The 14,693-nt window shown below is 74.2% G+C and carries 12 protein-coding genes; 4 read left to right on the plus strand and 8 right to left on the minus strand.

What is annotated here, in order from left to right:
- Window positions 1-9: 9 nt before the first annotated feature.
- From RMN57_RS00215 to RMN57_RS00250, 8 genes are all read right to left on the minus strand, one after another.
- Window positions 10-594 carry an AAA family ATPase gene (locus tag RMN57_RS00215; RefSeq protein WP_313761269.1) on the minus strand — a complete coding sequence of 195 codons (585 nt, stop codon included), beginning with the start codon at window positions 592-594 and terminating at the stop codon, window positions 10-12.
- A gap of 62 nt (window positions 595-656) precedes the next feature.
- Window positions 657-917 carry a hypothetical protein gene (locus RMN57_RS00220; protein WP_313761270.1) on the minus strand — a complete coding sequence of 87 codons (261 nt, stop codon included), beginning with the start codon at window positions 915-917 and terminating at the stop codon, window positions 657-659.
- Between the two features lie 100 nt (window positions 918-1,017).
- Window positions 1,018-1,836 carry a helix-turn-helix domain-containing protein gene (locus RMN57_RS00225; RefSeq protein WP_313761271.1) on the minus strand — a complete coding sequence of 273 codons (819 nt, stop codon included), beginning with the start codon at window positions 1,834-1,836 and terminating at the stop codon, window positions 1,018-1,020.
- Between the two features lie 322 nt (window positions 1,837-2,158).
- Window positions 2,159-3,475 (minus strand): MFS transporter, encoded by a 1,317-nt coding sequence (locus RMN57_RS00230; protein ID WP_313761272.1) that lies wholly within the window; start codon window positions 3,473-3,475, stop codon window positions 2,159-2,161.
- Window positions 3,472-4,719, minus strand: coding sequence for an ATP-grasp domain-containing protein (locus RMN57_RS00235; RefSeq protein WP_313761273.1), 1,248 nt, complete (start codon window positions 4,717-4,719; stop codon window positions 3,472-3,474). Before RMN57_RS00235 ends, RMN57_RS00230 begins: the two co-directional genes overlap by 4 nt.
- Before the next feature lie 261 nt (window positions 4,720-4,980).
- Window positions 4,981-7,152: a biotin carboxylase N-terminal domain-containing protein gene (locus RMN57_RS00240; RefSeq protein WP_313761274.1), complete on the minus strand. Its 2,172-nt coding sequence runs from the start codon at window positions 7,150-7,152 to the stop codon at window positions 4,981-4,983.
- 8 nt (window positions 7,153-7,160) lie between these two features.
- Window positions 7,161-8,765, minus strand: a complete 1,605-nt coding sequence (locus tag RMN57_RS00245; RefSeq protein ID WP_313761275.1) for a carboxyl transferase domain-containing protein — start codon at window positions 8,763-8,765, stop codon at window positions 7,161-7,163.
- A complete protein-coding gene (locus RMN57_RS00250; protein ID WP_313761276.1) occupies window positions 8,762-10,087 on the minus strand; it encodes an aminotransferase class I/II-fold pyridoxal phosphate-dependent enzyme in 1,326 nt (441 codons plus the stop codon). The genes RMN57_RS00245 and RMN57_RS00250 overlap by 4 nt, the downstream gene beginning before the upstream one ends.
- A gap of 755 nt (window positions 10,088-10,842) precedes the next feature.
- Between RMN57_RS00250 and RMN57_RS00255 the strand changes: the two genes are divergently transcribed.
- The 4 genes from RMN57_RS00255 to RMN57_RS00270 all read left to right on the plus strand — a co-directional run bounded on the left by RMN57_RS00255 (window position 10,843) and on the right by RMN57_RS00270 (window position 14,602).
- A complete protein-coding gene (locus RMN57_RS00255) occupies window positions 10,843-11,571 on the plus strand; it encodes a hypothetical protein (protein WP_313761277.1) in 729 nt (242 codons plus the stop codon).
- 197 nt (window positions 11,572-11,768) lie between these two features.
- Window positions 11,769-13,184 (plus strand): NAD(P)/FAD-dependent oxidoreductase, encoded by a 1,416-nt coding sequence (locus tag RMN57_RS00260; RefSeq protein ID WP_313767675.1) that lies wholly within the window; start codon window positions 11,769-11,771, stop codon window positions 13,182-13,184.
- 125 nt (window positions 13,185-13,309) lie between these two features.
- The gene (locus RMN57_RS00265; RefSeq protein WP_313761278.1) at window positions 13,310-13,714 is read left to right on the plus strand and encodes a hypothetical protein; all 405 of its coding nucleotides are present in this window, start codon (window positions 13,310-13,312) and stop codon (window positions 13,712-13,714) included.
- Between the two features lie 318 nt (window positions 13,715-14,032).
- Window positions 14,033-14,602 carry a hypothetical protein gene (locus RMN57_RS00270; protein ID WP_313761279.1) on the plus strand — a complete coding sequence of 190 codons (570 nt, stop codon included), beginning with the start codon at window positions 14,033-14,035 and terminating at the stop codon, window positions 14,600-14,602.
- Window positions 14,603-14,693 lie beyond the last annotated feature (91 nt).

The following is a 14,693-nucleotide window of genomic DNA, read 5'->3' on the forward strand; positions in this document are numbered from 1 at the left end:
GCCCCCGGGTCAGACGAGCTCGAAGTGTTCCACGGCGCGCCGGGCGACCTCGTCCGGTTCGAGGCGGGTGTTGTCGACCAGCAGGTGCGCCCCGGGGAGGTGGGCGAAGTCGTCGACCGAGTTCAGCCGCATCGTCCCGTCCATGCCCACCAGGTTGGCGTTCGACCACTCCAGGTCGCGCTTGGAGGCCTTCTCCGCCAGGCGGGTCTCACCGGCGTTGCGCTCCAGCCGGACGCTCTGGTCCGCCGACAGCTCCAGGAACAGCACCCGGGCGCCCCGCGCGCGGAACGGGGCCGCGTAGCGCTCGACGAGTGCGGCGTCGTCCGGGTCGTCGAAGTCCCAGACGAGGGTGAACACCAGGCCGGGCAGGTCGCTCGCGGCGGCCTCGGCGAAGATCTGCTCGCGGAAGTCGTGGTTGAGCCGCTGGAACTGCGGCGACTCGTACGGGAACAACCTCAGCAGCGGCTCGATGGTGAGGTGGTTGTGGAAGAGCTTGAAGCCGGTGCGCTCGGCGATGGCGCCGCCCACGGTCATCTTCCCGACCGCGGCCGGTCCGATGACGAAGAGCAGGGTCGGTGGTGTGCTGTCGGACATCGCGCCAGCATAGGGGCACGGCGTGATCTTGGTCGACCCCCTTTCCCCGACCGTCGCACCGGTCAGCCGAGCCACACGATGTCGATGACGTACAGCCGCCCGGCGAGGCGGTTGACCAGGTAGACCACGGTGAGCGCGCCGATGGCGGCGGTGCGCAGGTCCTCGCCCTCGGGGTCGGTGGTGTCCCACGCCGGCCACCCCCACGGGGTGCGGGAGGCGATGTCGAGGACGTCGCGGACCGTCTCCCGGGCGTGCGGGGGCAGCGCGGCGAGGACCTTCGCGGCCTGCGGGGAGAGCCGGGCGGGCCAGGGCCGGTCGGTCACGTGCGGTTCCACCACCCCTTCGGCCCTCGTCGCGGACACCCATTGTTCCCGGACGGAGACGCCTCGGGCGGGGAAATCGGTCAACCGCTCGCCGATGCGACTACCAGCGGGTGTCCGGGCGGGCCAGGACGACGAAGTGGAGGTCGGGGCGGCCGCCGGGGCTGAGGACCTGGGCGATCGCCTCGACGGGTTCGGCCGAGACGTGCGGCAGGCGCAGGCGGAAGCGGCCGCCGTCGCGGTTGGCGACCACGCACGCGCGTCCCGCCCAGAGCCGGCGGCACACCGGGTCGCGCAGGACTTCGGTGAGCAGGGCGACCAGCGTCTCGTCGCCGGGGTAGCGGGCGAGGGCGAAGCGGATCATCGCCAGGGTCATCCGCGCCTCCCAGTTCCAGTCGTGGACCTGTTCGCGCGCCTCCGGGTCGGTGAGCGCCCAGCGGACGAAGTTGGCGCCGGGGCGGCTCATCCAGGGGAACCACTCGGCAGCGGCGGCGTTGTGGCCGACGATGTTCCAGGCGCGGTCGGAGAGGTAGGCCGGCCGGGGCATCTGGCGGTCGACCAGCTCCTGGAGGGAGCGCAGGTCCTCCGGTCGCTCCGGGCCCGCGGACGGGGTGCCGCCCATCGCGTACAGGTAGAGGGTCGCGCGCTCGTCTGCGTCGAGCAGCAGTACGTCGGCGAGCAGGGCGAGCACGCGGGGGTCGAAGCGGGCCGTCCCGCCGCGTTCCAGGTCGCGGTACCAGCGCTCGCTCATGCCGAGTCTGGTGGCGACGGTCATCTGCGGGAGCGGCTTGCCCAGACCGAGTCTCTGCCCGGCGCGGTTGCGCCAGTCGCGCAACAGGCTGGCGAGCCCTGGGAGTTCGGCGGTGGCCGACTCCTCGTGGTCGAGGGGGATGGGGACGTGCAGTGCCTCGCGCAGCACCATGCTCTACTCCGGGTCCGTTTCCTGCATTCGACGGTGGGGTCCCTGGGGACGTGTCGAATCCCGGGCAGCCCGGGAAGCCGGAACACCGGAGGCGCCGAACGGGCGGACCGCTGAGCGGCCGACCCCGGGCGGCGATGACAAGTCCCTCTCCTGAACGGGTGGTTCAGCGGGACGACCGACATCGGAAGGGCAGGCCGGGGGCGGCCGTTGCGAAGTGCTGCAGCATGCTTCCCACCCCCGAGTGTGCCCGCGTGCTCACCGGCACGCTCGGGGGTTGACTCTACCTCTCTGGTTGTACGCAATCAACCAACGGAGAGTGACATCAGCCGGTCAGCGCCTCCGCGGGGGTGTCCGCGGGCTGTGCGGGGGTGCGCGCCGCGAGCACGGTGACGGCGGTGGCGCCCGCGAACAGCGCGGCGAGCAGGACCCAGCCGCCGGCCCCGGCCGGGAGCAGCACGCCGGTCGCCAGGAACGGTCCGACGATCAGCTGCGCGCTCATGCCCGTGCTGAAGAGGGACAGGTAGCGGGACCGGCCCGCCGGGGGCGACAGCTCGTAGGAGATCTCCCAGCGCGAGATCGCGTGCAGGTTCTCCCCGACGGTGAGCAGGACGACGGCCACCACCGCGGCGGCCAGGGCGAGCCACCTGCCCCGGCCGTCGGCGAGGGCGAAGAACGCGCAGGCCAGGACCAGGAAGAGGCAGGCGGTCCGGAGCATCCGCAGCGCCTTGGCGAGCCCCTGGGCCAGCCGGGCCACCGACAGCTGGAGCACCACGGTCAGCACGGTGTTGACCGCCAGCAGACCCGAGCTGGCGCTGGCCGGCAGCCCGGCGCGTTCCACCACCCAGAGCGGCAGCAGGATGAAGAGCACGCAGTCGTGCAGCATCAGGACCGCGTTGGCGGCGGTGACCAGCAGGAACCGCCGGTCGCGGTAGGGCGATCCGTCCCCGCCGCCGTTCCCCGCGTTCGCCGCCGCGGCCGGGGTCGCGGCGTCCTCGCCGGGCGCCGCCGCACCGCCCGCGACCCGTCCGGCCCGCACCACGGCGAGGGCGACGGCGGCGAACGCCGCCGCGTTGAAGAGGAAGAGCGCGACGAAGGCGGCCCTGGAGTGCGCGGCCTGGACCAGCGCGGCGAGCAGGAAACCCGCGGTGAGGCCGATGTTGGTGATGGCCCGCAGCGAGGCCATCGTCCTCGTCCGCTCGGCGGCCCCCTCGAACTCGCCGACGATCACCTGGAGCAGCGGTGAGCAGGCCCGGGCGGCGGCGATGATCAGGCAGGTGACGACCAGGTAGCCGGCGTAGCTGCCGACCAGCGCGTACCCGATGAAGCCGGCGCCCCGGACCAGCGTCAGCGCCACGTAGACCGGCCGGGCGCCGAGCCGGTCCGCGAGCGGGCCGAAGACCAGCGGGCTGAGCAGGCCGACGATGTTGGCGGCGGCGATCGCGGTGCCGACGGCGACCGCGGTGATGTCCAGGTAGCGGACGAAGTAGAGCGTCGCGGTGGCCAGGTAGAGGCCGTTGGCGACCGCGTCGACGGTGGTGCCCGCGGCCATGATCCGGCCCTGCCGGGAGGCGGGCAGCAGGGTGGCGGTCAGGCGGCCCAGCAGGCCTGCGGCCCGGGGCGGGGTGGCGGTGGTGGTCACTCCGGCTCCACGGTGAAGCGGACCGAGTCGGCCAGTTCGCGGGCGAGCTTGCGGGCCTGGTCGGGGGTGTCGGCGCCGACGACGAGCGCGCCCACGCGGTTCCCGGAGGTGCGCAGCGGCCGGACGGTGTCGCCGGGCGCGACGGCGAGGTCGGCGAGGAGCACGTCGGGGTGGCCGGCGGCCTCGGCCCAGCCCTCGACCGCGACGACCCGGCCGGGCGGCGGGGTGAGGAAGCGGACCGCGGCGGCGCGGACCGGCCGCAGCGCGGCCCGGTCCGGCAGGGGCCGGCCGAGCAGGTCGTCGTAGATGAGGCCGTACAGCTCCAGGCCGGGGACGGCGTGTGCGAGCATCCGGTGGATCCAGTCGCCGCCGAAGCGCCCGTGCACCTCGCCCAGGACGACGCCGTCCGGGCTCAGCCAGAGCTCCACGTGGAAGCCGCCCGAGCGCAGGCCCAGCACGGTGAGCGCCCGCTCGACCTGCTGCTCGATCTCCTGCCGCGTCGCCGCGGGGAGTTCGGCGGGCAGGACGTGGCCGACCTCGACGAAGAACGGCGGTTCCACCTTCTCCTTCTCGGTCACCGCGAGGACCACCGGCGCGCCGTCGAGGAACAGGCCCTCCACGCTGTACTCCGCGCCCTGGACGAACTCCTCGACCAGGAAGGGGCCTTCGCCGGGCAGCAGGGCGACGGCGGACGGCAGGTCGGCCGGGCCGGTGATCCGGCTGACGCCGGTGCTCCCCATCGCGTCGCGGGGCTTGACGATCCACGGGCCGGTGGAGGTGTGGAGGAAGGCCTCGGCCTCGGCCCGGTCGGCGCAGAGCCGGACGGCGGGCTGGCGGAACCCGGCGGCGGCGAGCGCCTCCCGGCAGGCGTCCTTGGTCCGCACCCGGCGGACGGCCTCGGGCGGGTTCCCCGGCAGCCCGAGGGCCTCGGCGGTCTCGGCGGCGGCGACCTGGGCCATCTCCTGGAGCGCGAGGACGGCGTCGAAGCGCTCGCCCGCCCCGGACTGCGTGCGGGCCCAGGCGGCGCTCTCGCCGGGGAGGGTGAAGTCCACCGCGGAGACGGCGCCGGCGCGCCGGGCGACGGTCGGGGTGGCGGCCAGGACGGCCTCCTGGTTTGTCAGGTGGGTCCGGAGCCCTCGGGCGTGGGCCTGGTCCAGGGCGAGCTCCGCCATGTCGAGGCCGAGCGGGACCGCCCGGACCCCGCCGACCAGTAGCAGGTTCGCGGGGGTGGGATCTGCGGGCATTGAGGGCTCCTTGCATCAGGGGGTGGGGGGATCGGGCAGGGGTTCGAACAGGGGTCTGGGGTCGGGGGGCGAGGGACGGGGTCGGGGGTCGGGGTGAACGAGGGGCGGAGCGGCGGTGGAGCGAGGGATCGGACGGGGAGCGGGGCACGGGCCGGGCACTGCGGTGCGGTGCGACGCCGGCCCGGGCGGGCCGCCGGGGTGGCCGCCGGGGGAACGGCCCGGCGGGGCGCACCCCGCGGCGGTGCGTCAGACGGCGGTGCGTCAGGCGGCCCGGTCCGCCACCGCGTCCTCCGCCGCGTCCTCCGCCGCGCCGTCGAGCTCGACGAGGACCTGCTCGGCGGCCACGAGGTCGCGCACCGCGCAGCGGATCGCGGTCACGACCCCGGAGAAGGGGGCGAGGAGGCGGTTCTCCATCTTCATCGCCTCCACGATGACGAGGGCGTCCCCCTCCTCGACCCGGTCGCCAACCTCGCAGAGCAGCCCGACGACCGTGCCCGGCATCTGCGAGGTCACCGTGGTGTCGGCGGCCCCGGTGGCGCCGGCGGCGAAGCTCTGCCCGGTCAGTGCCACCCGGTGCCCGTCGACGGCGATCTCCCAGCCGGTGGCGCTGCGCAGGCCGGTCCAGCCGGCGCCGCCGACGGCTCCCTGGACGAGGCCGGTGTGGCCGGGCACGGCCGCGGAGGTGACGGTGAACCGGCTGCCCTCCACCTGGACGTCCACGGTGCCGCCCCGGCGTGCGAGCAGGCCGGCGTCGAGGGTCCGGCCGCCGTGGCGGAGCACGATCCGGCCGAGCGGGGCGAGCGGGTCCAGCCGGAACCGGTCGAACGGGCCGACGGTGCCCTGCCAGGGCGAGGCGGCGGCCTCCCCGAGGGGCGGGAGCTGCATGGCCGCGGCGCAGGCGGCCGCGGCCAGGGCGCGGTCCCCGCGGGGCGCGGGTGCGGACGGGGCGGCGGCGCCGTCCCCGAGGTCGGCGCGGGCCGCCTCGGCGGCGGTGAGGGCGTCGACCAGGTGGGTGTCCATCCGCCCCGCCACCACGGCCGGCGCCTGGAGCAGCTCGGCGAGGAAGCCGAGGTTGGTGGTCAGCCCGGGCAGCGCGGTGCCGCGGACGGCGGTGAGCAGCCGGCGCAGCGCGGCCGGGCGGTCGGCTCCGTGGGCGACCAGCTTGGCGAACATCGGGTCGTAGAAGGGCGGGACGTCGGCGCCGCCGCCGAAGGCCGGCGCGGCCCCGCCGTGGAACGCGGCCGGCGTTCCGGCCGCGGGCTCGGGTCCGCCGGGCAGGGGACCGTCCACGGGCAGGCCGCCGTACCCCGACGAGGTGTCGTCGAACGACGCCTCCACCCGGACCCCGGCCGGCCAGCGGACGGCGGACGCCCGACCCGGCGCGGGCCGGAAGCCCTGTGCCGGGTCCTCGGCGTAGACGCGGACCTCGACGGCGTGCCCGGTGACGGTGATCTCGTCCTGGGCGAGCGGGAGCCGCTGCCCGTCGGCGACCAGGAGCTGCCACTCGACGAGGTCGACCCCGGTGATCTCCTCGGTGACCGGGTGTTCCACCTGGAGCCGGGTGTTGACCTCCAGGAAGTAGAACCGCTCCTCCGCGTCGAGGATGAACTCGAAGGTGCCGGCGTTCACGTAGCCCAGCGACCGGGCGCCGCGGACGGCGGCCGCCAGCAGCTCCTCGCGGACGGTGCCGGAGAGGTTGGCGGCCGGGGCCTCCTCGACGATCTTCTGGTGGCGCCGCTGCAGCGAGCACTCGCGCTCGAAGAGGTGCACCACGTCGCCGTGCCGGTCGCCGAAGACCTGCACCTCCAGGTGGCGCGGGTGCTCCACGTAGCGCTCGACCAGCAGCCGTCCGTCGCCGAAGCTGCTGCGGCCCAGGCGAACGGCCTCGGCCACCGCGTCGGGCAGGTCGGCGGCGGCGCGGACCACGCGCATGCCCTTGCCGCCGCCACCGGCGACGGGCTTGAGCATCACCGGGTAGCCGATCCGCTCGGCGTCGGCGAGGATCGCCTCCGCCGACTCGGTGGCGGTCTCGGAGCCGGGGAGCACGGGGACGCCGGCGGCGGCCATCAGTGCCCGGGCGGTCGCCTTGTCACCCATCGCGGTGATCATCGCGGCGTCCGGCCCGACCCAGACCAGGCCGGCCTCGGCGACCGCGGCGGCGAAGCCCGGGTGCTCGGAGAGGAACCCGTAGCCGGGGTGGACGGCGTCGCAGCCGGTCCGCACGGCGGCGTCGACCAGCGCGCCGACGTGCAGGTAGCTGTCGGCGGCGGCCGCGGGGCCGATCCGCACCTGCTCGACAGCGCCCGTCAGGTGGGCGGAGTGGCGGTCGGCGTCGGAGTACACGGCGACGTACTCGATGCCGAGCCGGCGGCAGGTGCGGGCGATCCGCCGGGCGATCTCGCCTCGGTTGGCGATCAGGACACGCTTGATCATTTCCGTCATCACATCCTGAACACGCCGAAGCGTGTCTCCTGCTTGGGGGCGTCGGCGGACATGGCCAGGCAGAGCGCCAGCCATTCGCGGGTCTCGGTCGGGTCCACCACGGCGTCCACCCACATCCGGGCGGCGTAGTAGAGCGGGTGGGCCTGGCGCTCGTAGGTCTCGATGATCGGTCGCTTGATCGACTCCTCCTCCTCGGCGGAGAGGACCTTGCCCTCCTTGGCCAGCTGGTCGCCGCGGATCAGCGCCATCACCGTCGCGGTCTGCTCGGCGCCGACCACGGTGGACTTGGCGCTCGGCCACATCGCCATCAGCCGCGGGCCCATCGAGCGCCCGCACATGGCGAGGTTGCCGGCGCCGTAGCTGCCGCCGATCACCAGGCTGAACTTGGGGACCTTCGCGGTGGAGACCGCGTTGACCAGCTTGGCCCCGTGCTTGGCGATCCCGTCGGCCTCGTACTCGGCGCCGACCATGAAGCCGTTGATGTTGTGCAGGAACAGCAGCGGGATGTCGCGCTGGGTGCAGAGCTCGATGAAGTTGGCGGCCTTCTGGGCGCTCTCCGGGAAGAGCACCCCGTCGTTGATCAGCACGCCGACCGGGTAGCCGCCGATGTGGCCGGTGCCGCAGACGATGGTCGGGCCGTACCGCGCCCGGTACTCGGTGAACTCGCTGCCGTCCAGCAGCCGGGCCAGGATGTCGCGGGCCGGGATGTGCTCGCGCAGGCTGGCGCTGACGATGCCGGGCAGCTCGGCCGGGTCGTACAGCGGGGGCCGCGGGGGCCGCGGCGGCGCGGCCGGTGCCGGGCGGGCGTCGCGCGCCATGATCTCCCGGACGATCGCCAGTGCGTGCTCGTCGTTCTCCGCGAGGTGGTCCGCCACCCCGCTGACCCGGGTGTGCAGATCGGCGCCGCCCAGCGTCTCGGCGTCCACCATCTCGCCGGTGGCCGCCCGCACCAGCTGCGGGCCGCCGAGGAAGACCGTGCCGGTGCCGCGCACGATCACCGTCTCGTCGCACATCGACGGGATGTACGCGCCGCCGGCCGTGCAGCTGCCCATCACCGCGGCGATCTGCGGCAGGCCGAGCGCGGAGAGTTCGGCGATGTTGCGGAACATCCGGCCGAGGTGATGCTCGCCGGGGAACAGGTGCTCCTGCAGCGGCAGGTAGACCCCGCCGGAGTCCACCAGGTAGATGCACGGGAGGCCGTTCTCCCGGGCCACCAGCTGGGCGCGCAGCTGCTTCTCCACGGTCAGCGGGAAGTAGCTGCCGCCCTTGACGGTGGCGTCGTTGGCGAACACCACCGCGGGGCGGCCGCTCACCACGCCGATACCGGTGACCAGGCCAGCCGAGGGCACGTGCTCGTCGTAGACGTCGTGCCCGGCCAGCTGGCCCAGCTCCATGAACGGGGTTCCCGGGTCGAGCAGTTGGTAGACGCGCTGGCGCGCCGTCAGCTTGCCGCGCTCGGTGTGGCGCCGGCGCGAGCGCTCGTCACCGCCGGCGACGGCGGCGGCCCGGGCCCGGGCGATGGTCTGCCGCTTCTCGTCGAAGGCCTCGGCGTTGCGGCGGAACGCCTCGGAGGTCGTGTCGACGTGCGAGCGCAGGGCCGTCATCGCGACTGTCCCCGGGCCGGGCCGGCGAGGACCGGCTCGCTCGGGCGGTCGGCGCTCGGGCTGTTGACGCTCGGGCGGTCGGCGCTCGGGCCGTTGACGCCCAGGCCCTCCGCGCGCAGGCCCTCGTTGAGCGCCCCGCAGAAGTCGCGGATCTCGGACTCGGCCATGTTGGCGCGCAGCATCAGCCGCAGGCCGGCCTTGCCGCGGCCGATCACCGGGAAGAAGATCGGCGAGGTGTAGTAGCCGCGCTGCAGCAGCTCCCCGGCGAGCCGGATGGTGGCCTCCTCCGAGCCGATGTCGACGAAGCGGATCGGCAGGCCGTCCCCGCTGAACGAGGTCTCCACCAGCGAGTCGAAGAGCGCGATGTTGTCCTGGAGCCGCAGCTGCAGCTCCTTCAGCTCCGCCGTGCGGTGCAACTCCGCGGAGGCCAGGATCGCGCCGAGCCCGGCGGTGTTGATGCGCTGGGACCACATCAGCGGGCCGCCGTTGCGCAGCGCGGTATCGCGGCGGCGCCGGGCGCCGTTCGGGCCGAGGAAGATCGCCCCGCCCGAGGCGCCGAAACCCTTGTTGAGCGAGGTGATGATCAGCGTGCGGTCGTTCATCCCGCCGTGCGCCGCCATCGCCTCCAGCACCGCGCCGCGGCCGCGCTCGCCGACCGTGGAGACGCCGTGCGCCTCGTCGAAGAAGAGGAAGAGCCCGTACTTCTCCTGCAGGCGCAGCAGTTCGGGGATGGGCGCGGCCCCGCCGGTGCTGTAGACGCCGTCGGCGACGTAGGCGACCTGCGGGTGCTTGCGGCAGAGGTCCTCCAGGGCGTCCACGTCGTTGTGCGCGATGGTGACGATCTCGGCCTCGTCGGCCACGGCCGGCTTCAGCGCGTTCAGGCAGAAGTGCGCGTTCTTGTCGAAGACCATGAGCGGCGGGGTGTCGCCGGTCAGCAGGCCGGAGGCGAGCAGCGGCAGGCTCGCCCAGGCGGCGGCCGCGCAGGAGGCCACGGTCAGGGCCTCGACGTCGAACAGCTCGGAGAGCGCCGTCTCGGCCTCGCGCAGCGAACCGAACCGGATCCGCATCCGGGAGGTCGAGCTGTTGAGCGCCCCCTCGGCGAGCACCGCGTCGGCGGCCGCCTGCACGATCCGCGGGTGGGTGTCCAGGCCGAGGTAGGAGTACGAGGACATGTTCACGAACTCGTGGCCGTCCGCCAGTGCCCGGTGCCGGCCGTCACCGAGGCCGGACACCACGATGTCGAACATCCCGGCCCCGGCGGTCACCTCCCAGAAGTCGTGGCTGATCCGCGCGGACTTCTTGATGTTCATGTATGAGTGCACGCCACGTTCCTTGTTGAATTTCGGCACGGAAATGCTGGGCCCGATTGCCGGGCTCGATCGGAATTCTTGAATTCCGGCGACCGGCGGGTGCCCGCGGAACCGCCCGGAGTACGTACGGAAACCACGGCCGAACCGGTGCCCGAGCAGGCCCCAGCAGGCCGGACAGGCCGACTTCGACCGAGCGGGAGGGCATCGGCGGCGGCGCACGGAACGGTCCCGGCCTCGATCCGGTGAATTCCTGAACCGTCGGCGACACCGGCCCCCGGAGTCCCTCCCGACAATCCGGGGAGCTGCTCGCCCCGGTGATTGAAAGAATTCAATACACCGGGGCGGCTGTCAACCGGAAACTATTTGCCGCCTCGCAAAACCGGACAGACCGTCATGCGTCGGTCGCACCGGAAGTAATTTGCCGGTCGGCAGGCATTGACGTCCGGCGGCCCCGGCGGTTATCCGGGAACGGGTCGACGGGCGGCACCGGACGCCGCCGTCCGGCCGGAGGCGGGGGTGGTCGACGGAACGGCGGACGGCGCGGTCGCCGAGGGAGGCGGCCGCCGGTCGGAGGAGCCGGCCGACGGGCACTGCGGCACCACCGGGAGCGGGTCGGTACCGCGGCCGCGCCGCGGATTGGCCTACGCTCGGCAGTGCGGAGGAGGCACCGGGAACCGGACTGCCGCCGCCCCGGCACCGCCTGCCCTCCGCCCAGTTCGCGACCCACTCCCGGTGCCCGCGCACCACGCTGACGGAACGGGGCGGCCGTGCGGCACGACGCAGTCGAGGTCGAGGTGGTCATCACCGTGCCCAATCAGGGGATCGGGCTCTGGATGCTCGGCGCGTTCATCCTGACCTTCGCGGGCACCCGGGCCATCACCAGGATGATCCGGGCGGGCCGCGGGCCGTTCCGCGACGTGAGCGTCGGCGGCACCCACCTGCACCACGAGGTGTACGGCATCATCGCGATGCTGGTGTCGGGTGCGATCGAGTTCGCCTACCAGCCGGACAGCCCCGGGGTGCAGATCCTGGCGGTGCTGTTCGGCGCCGGCGCCGCCCTGACCCTCGACGAGTTCGCGCTCTGGCTGCACCTGGAGGACGTCTACTGGAGCAGCGAGGGCCGCAAGTCGATCGACGCGACGTTCCTGGCGGTGGCCGTCGGCCTGCTGCTGGTCGCCGGGTTCAACCCCTTCTCCGACGTCGGCTCGGGCACCGCCAACCACCTCACCTTCGCCGCGCTCATGCTGGTGAACGTCGCCTTCTGCGTCTGCGCGATCCTCAAGGGCAAGACGGCCACCGGCGTGATCGGGCTGCTCGTCCCCCTGGTCTCCGTGGTCGCCTCCGTTCGGCTGGCCAAGCCGGGCTCCCCGTGGGCCCGTTGGCGCTACCCGCCGGACTCGCGGCGCGCGCAGCGCGCCGAGCGCCGCTACCCACCTGAGCGCCGGACCTGGATCGACGCGCTGAAGGACGCCGTCGGCGGCACGCCGCATCGCTGACGACCGGCGGCTCCGTGGCCCCGGTGGCTCCGCGGCCCCGGCGGATCGATCGGCACCCCGGTGGATCGGCCCCGTCGCCGTGGCGCGGAGCCGCGGGCGTTCCCGCACGGGAGACTGGTGGCGTGGACGGCACCCCTGGAGACGGCGTTCGGCACGAGCGACGGAACGCCGGACGACACGACGGCCGCACCGCCGTCGTGGTCGGCGGCGGTCCGAACGGGCTGGCCGCGGCCGTCCGGCTGGCCACGGCCGGCGTCCGCGTCACCGTGCTGGAGGCCGCCGACGAGATCGGCGGCGGCGCCCGCAGCGGCGAGGCGATCCTCCCCGGGCTCGTCCACGACCACTGCTCCGCCGTCCATCTGGTCACCGTCGGCTCCGCCTTCCTCGGCGGCCTCGGCCTGGACCGCTACGGCCTGCGGTGGCGCCTCCCCGAGATCGACTGCGCCCACCCGCTCGACGACGGCACGGCCGGCGTCCTGCACCGCTGCGTCGACGAGACCGCGGCCGGGCTCGGCGCCGACGGCCCGCGCTGGCGTCGGTTGTTCGCCGCCCCCGCCGCGGGCTACGAGGAGCTCGCCGCGGACATCATGCGTCCGCTGCTGCACCTCCCCCGCCACCCGCTGCGCCTCGCCCGGTTCGGCGCCCCGGCCGTGCTGCCGGCCGCGGTCCTGGCGCGGGCCTTCGCCGGGGAGCGGGCCCGCGCCCTGTTCGGCGGCGTCGCGGCCCACGCCTTCCGGCCGCTGGACCGGCCACTGACCGCGAGCATCGGCCTCGGCATCCTGGCCGCCGGCCACCGGTACGGCTGGGCCGTGGCCGAGGGCGGGTCGGGCTCGATCACCCGGGCCCTGGCCGCGCTGCTCGCGGACCTCGGCGGCACGGTCGAGACCGGCGTGCGGATCCGCGCGGCCGCCGAGCTCCCGCCCGCGGACGTCACCATGTTCGACCTGGCGCCCGGCGCCGTGGCCGACGTCCTCGGTGACCGCCTGCCACCGCGCGTGGCCCGCGCCTACCGCCGGTTCCGCCACGGGCCCGGCGCCTTCAAGGTCGACTTCGCGGTGGCCGGCGGCGTCCCGTGGACCGCCGGGCCCGCGCGGCGGGCCGGCGTGGTGCACCTCGGCGGGACGTTCGAGGAGGTCGCAGCCGCCGAGCGGGAGGTGTGCACCGGGCGGATGCCCCGGCGGCCGTTCGTCCTGGTGGGCCAGCAGTACCTGGCCGACCCGCAGCGCTCCGTCGGCGACGTCCACCCCGTGTGGAGCTACGCCCACGTGCCGCACGGCTACGCCGGCGACGCCACCGAGGCGATCACCGCCCAGATCGAGCGCTTCGCGCCCGGGTTCCGGGACCGGATCGTCGGCCGCTCCGTCCGCACCACCGCCGGCTTCGCCGCGGACAACCCGAACTTCGTCGGCGGGGACATCATGACCGGCGCCAAGGACGTCCCGCAGCTGCTCTTCGGCCCCCGCGTCACCCTCCGCCCGTACGCCACCGGCGTCCCCGGCCACTACCTCTGCTCCGCGGCCACCCCGCCCGGCCCAGGCGTCCACGGCATGTGCGGCGCCAACGCCGCCGAGGCCGCCCTGCGCGACCTCGGCGGGAGCCGCGAGCCCCGGTAGGGCGCCCGGGAGCCGTCCCGCAGTGGCGGGCGTCCACCGGGAGACGGAGAATCCTTGGTGGCCCTGAATGTGGTCCGGGGACGCCGAGCGCGGTCCCGGACCCGGGTGGCACCGGCGGAGGTGGCATGACCGATCCGCAGATGATCCTCGGGCAGGCGCGGTACGGTCCCGTACCGCCGGACTGGCGGGTCTTCACCAAGCGGCGTGGAAGGCTGTCCGGCTTCCTGCACGGGACGTCGCACGATCCGGACCCGCTGCTGGTCATCACCCCCGAGGGCGCCGTCGAGTACGCCAACGAGCACAAGCCGCCGGTGATCGTCGCCTTCTACGACCTGGCCGGCATCGAGCTGCAGGTCCGTGGTCAGAGCTCCTCCGACAGCTCGATGGTGAGCATCTCCGTCTGGATCGACCTGTACTACCGCGACGGCGGGAAGGCGAAGTGGCGATCCGCCTCCTTCGCGAGCGACATGCAGGCGGTCCAGGGTTTCATCGAGGCGTGGGGCGCCTACCGGGCCTGCGGCGGACGCTGACGCTCCGTGCTGTCCGACCCGCCCTCGGTCTGCTGCCGAGCGCGGCCGGGCTCCGCTGTCCGGCCGGTGGGTCGGGCGCCAGGGGATCGGGCCGGGTGGGGTCGGCCGAGGTAGGGGTCGTCGGTTGACGGGCATGCCCCTGAGCAATACTTTGAACGTGTTCAACTTCAGGGGGGACGGAAGATGCACGAGATCCAGCCCATCGGTCCGGGCTTCGCCGCGTACGCCGGCCGGGCGACCGGCGCCGGCCGCGGTCGGCCCCCACTCCGGCGGCCGACCGGACCGAGCCTGTGCGACACGACCGCTCACGCCTTCACGGTGACGACCCTCGCAGCGCTGCCCCTGGCCTACCTGCTGGTGTTCGAACTCTCCGAGGACACACCGGGCGGAGACCTCGCGATCGTTCTGCTCGTCATAGCACCGCTGCTGCTGTTCCCGTTCTCCCTCGGCGCCCGCCTCTGGGCGGCGAACTGGCGGACCGCCCTGCGCTGGGCGGGCCGGGCCGCGGCCCGCTACGCCGTCTACTACCTGACGCCGATGGCCCTGCTGGCCTCGCTGCTGGCTCTCGCCTTCACGACGGCCACGGGCAGTGCAGGCCCCTCCGTGGCGATGCACTTCCTCCTGGGCGCCGGTGTCGTGGTTCTGCTGTTCGGCGCCCCGGTGTTCGCCGCCCTGCTGATGGTGGCTCCGTGGGCCGCACGCGGTCCCGGCGCCCGCGCCGCACTCATCGTCCTGACGAACCTCCTACCCGCGTTCCTGCTCCTCCTCGGAGGCATCCCGGTCGTGCTCGTCATCGCCGCCCACGTCTGCTTCGCCTGCCGGGTCATCCCCACCGACGCCGCAGCGAACGCCGCAGCACGACGCCTGCCGGAGCAACCTGCCCGGTAGGAGCTCCCCGCCAGGGGGCCGGCCGGCGGTCGGCCCGAACCGGACGCGGACATGGCCGGGCCGCGAGCGCCGTGCAAGGCGAGCGCTCGCG

The sequence above is a fragment of the Kitasatospora sp. CM 4170 genome (assembly GCF_032110285.1).
GTDB classification, from domain to species: Bacteria; Actinomycetota; Actinomycetes; order Streptomycetales; family Streptomycetaceae; genus Kitasatospora; species Kitasatospora aburaviensis.

Coding starts and splice junctions, on each gene's coding strand:
- RMN57_RS00235 (WP_313761273.1), bottom strand. CDS start 4,719: ATGCCCGCAGATCCCACCCCCGCGAACCTGCTACTGGTCGGCGGGGTC.
- RMN57_RS00215 (WP_313761269.1), bottom strand. CDS start 594: ATGTCCGACAGCACACCACCGACCCTGCTCTTCGTCATCGGACCGGCC.
- RMN57_RS00240 (WP_313761274.1), bottom strand. CDS start 7,152: ATGATCAAGCGTGTCCTGATCGCCAACCGAGGCGAGATCGCCCGGCGG.
- RMN57_RS00225 (WP_313761271.1), bottom strand. CDS start 1,836: ATGGTGCTGCGCGAGGCACTGCACGTCCCCATCCCCCTCGACCACGAG.
- RMN57_RS00245 (WP_313761275.1), bottom strand. CDS start 8,765: ATGACGGCCCTGCGCTCGCACGTCGACACGACCTCCGAGGCGTTCCGC.
- RMN57_RS00265 (WP_313761278.1), top strand. CDS start 13,310: ATGACCGATCCGCAGATGATCCTCGGGCAGGCGCGGTACGGTCCCGTA.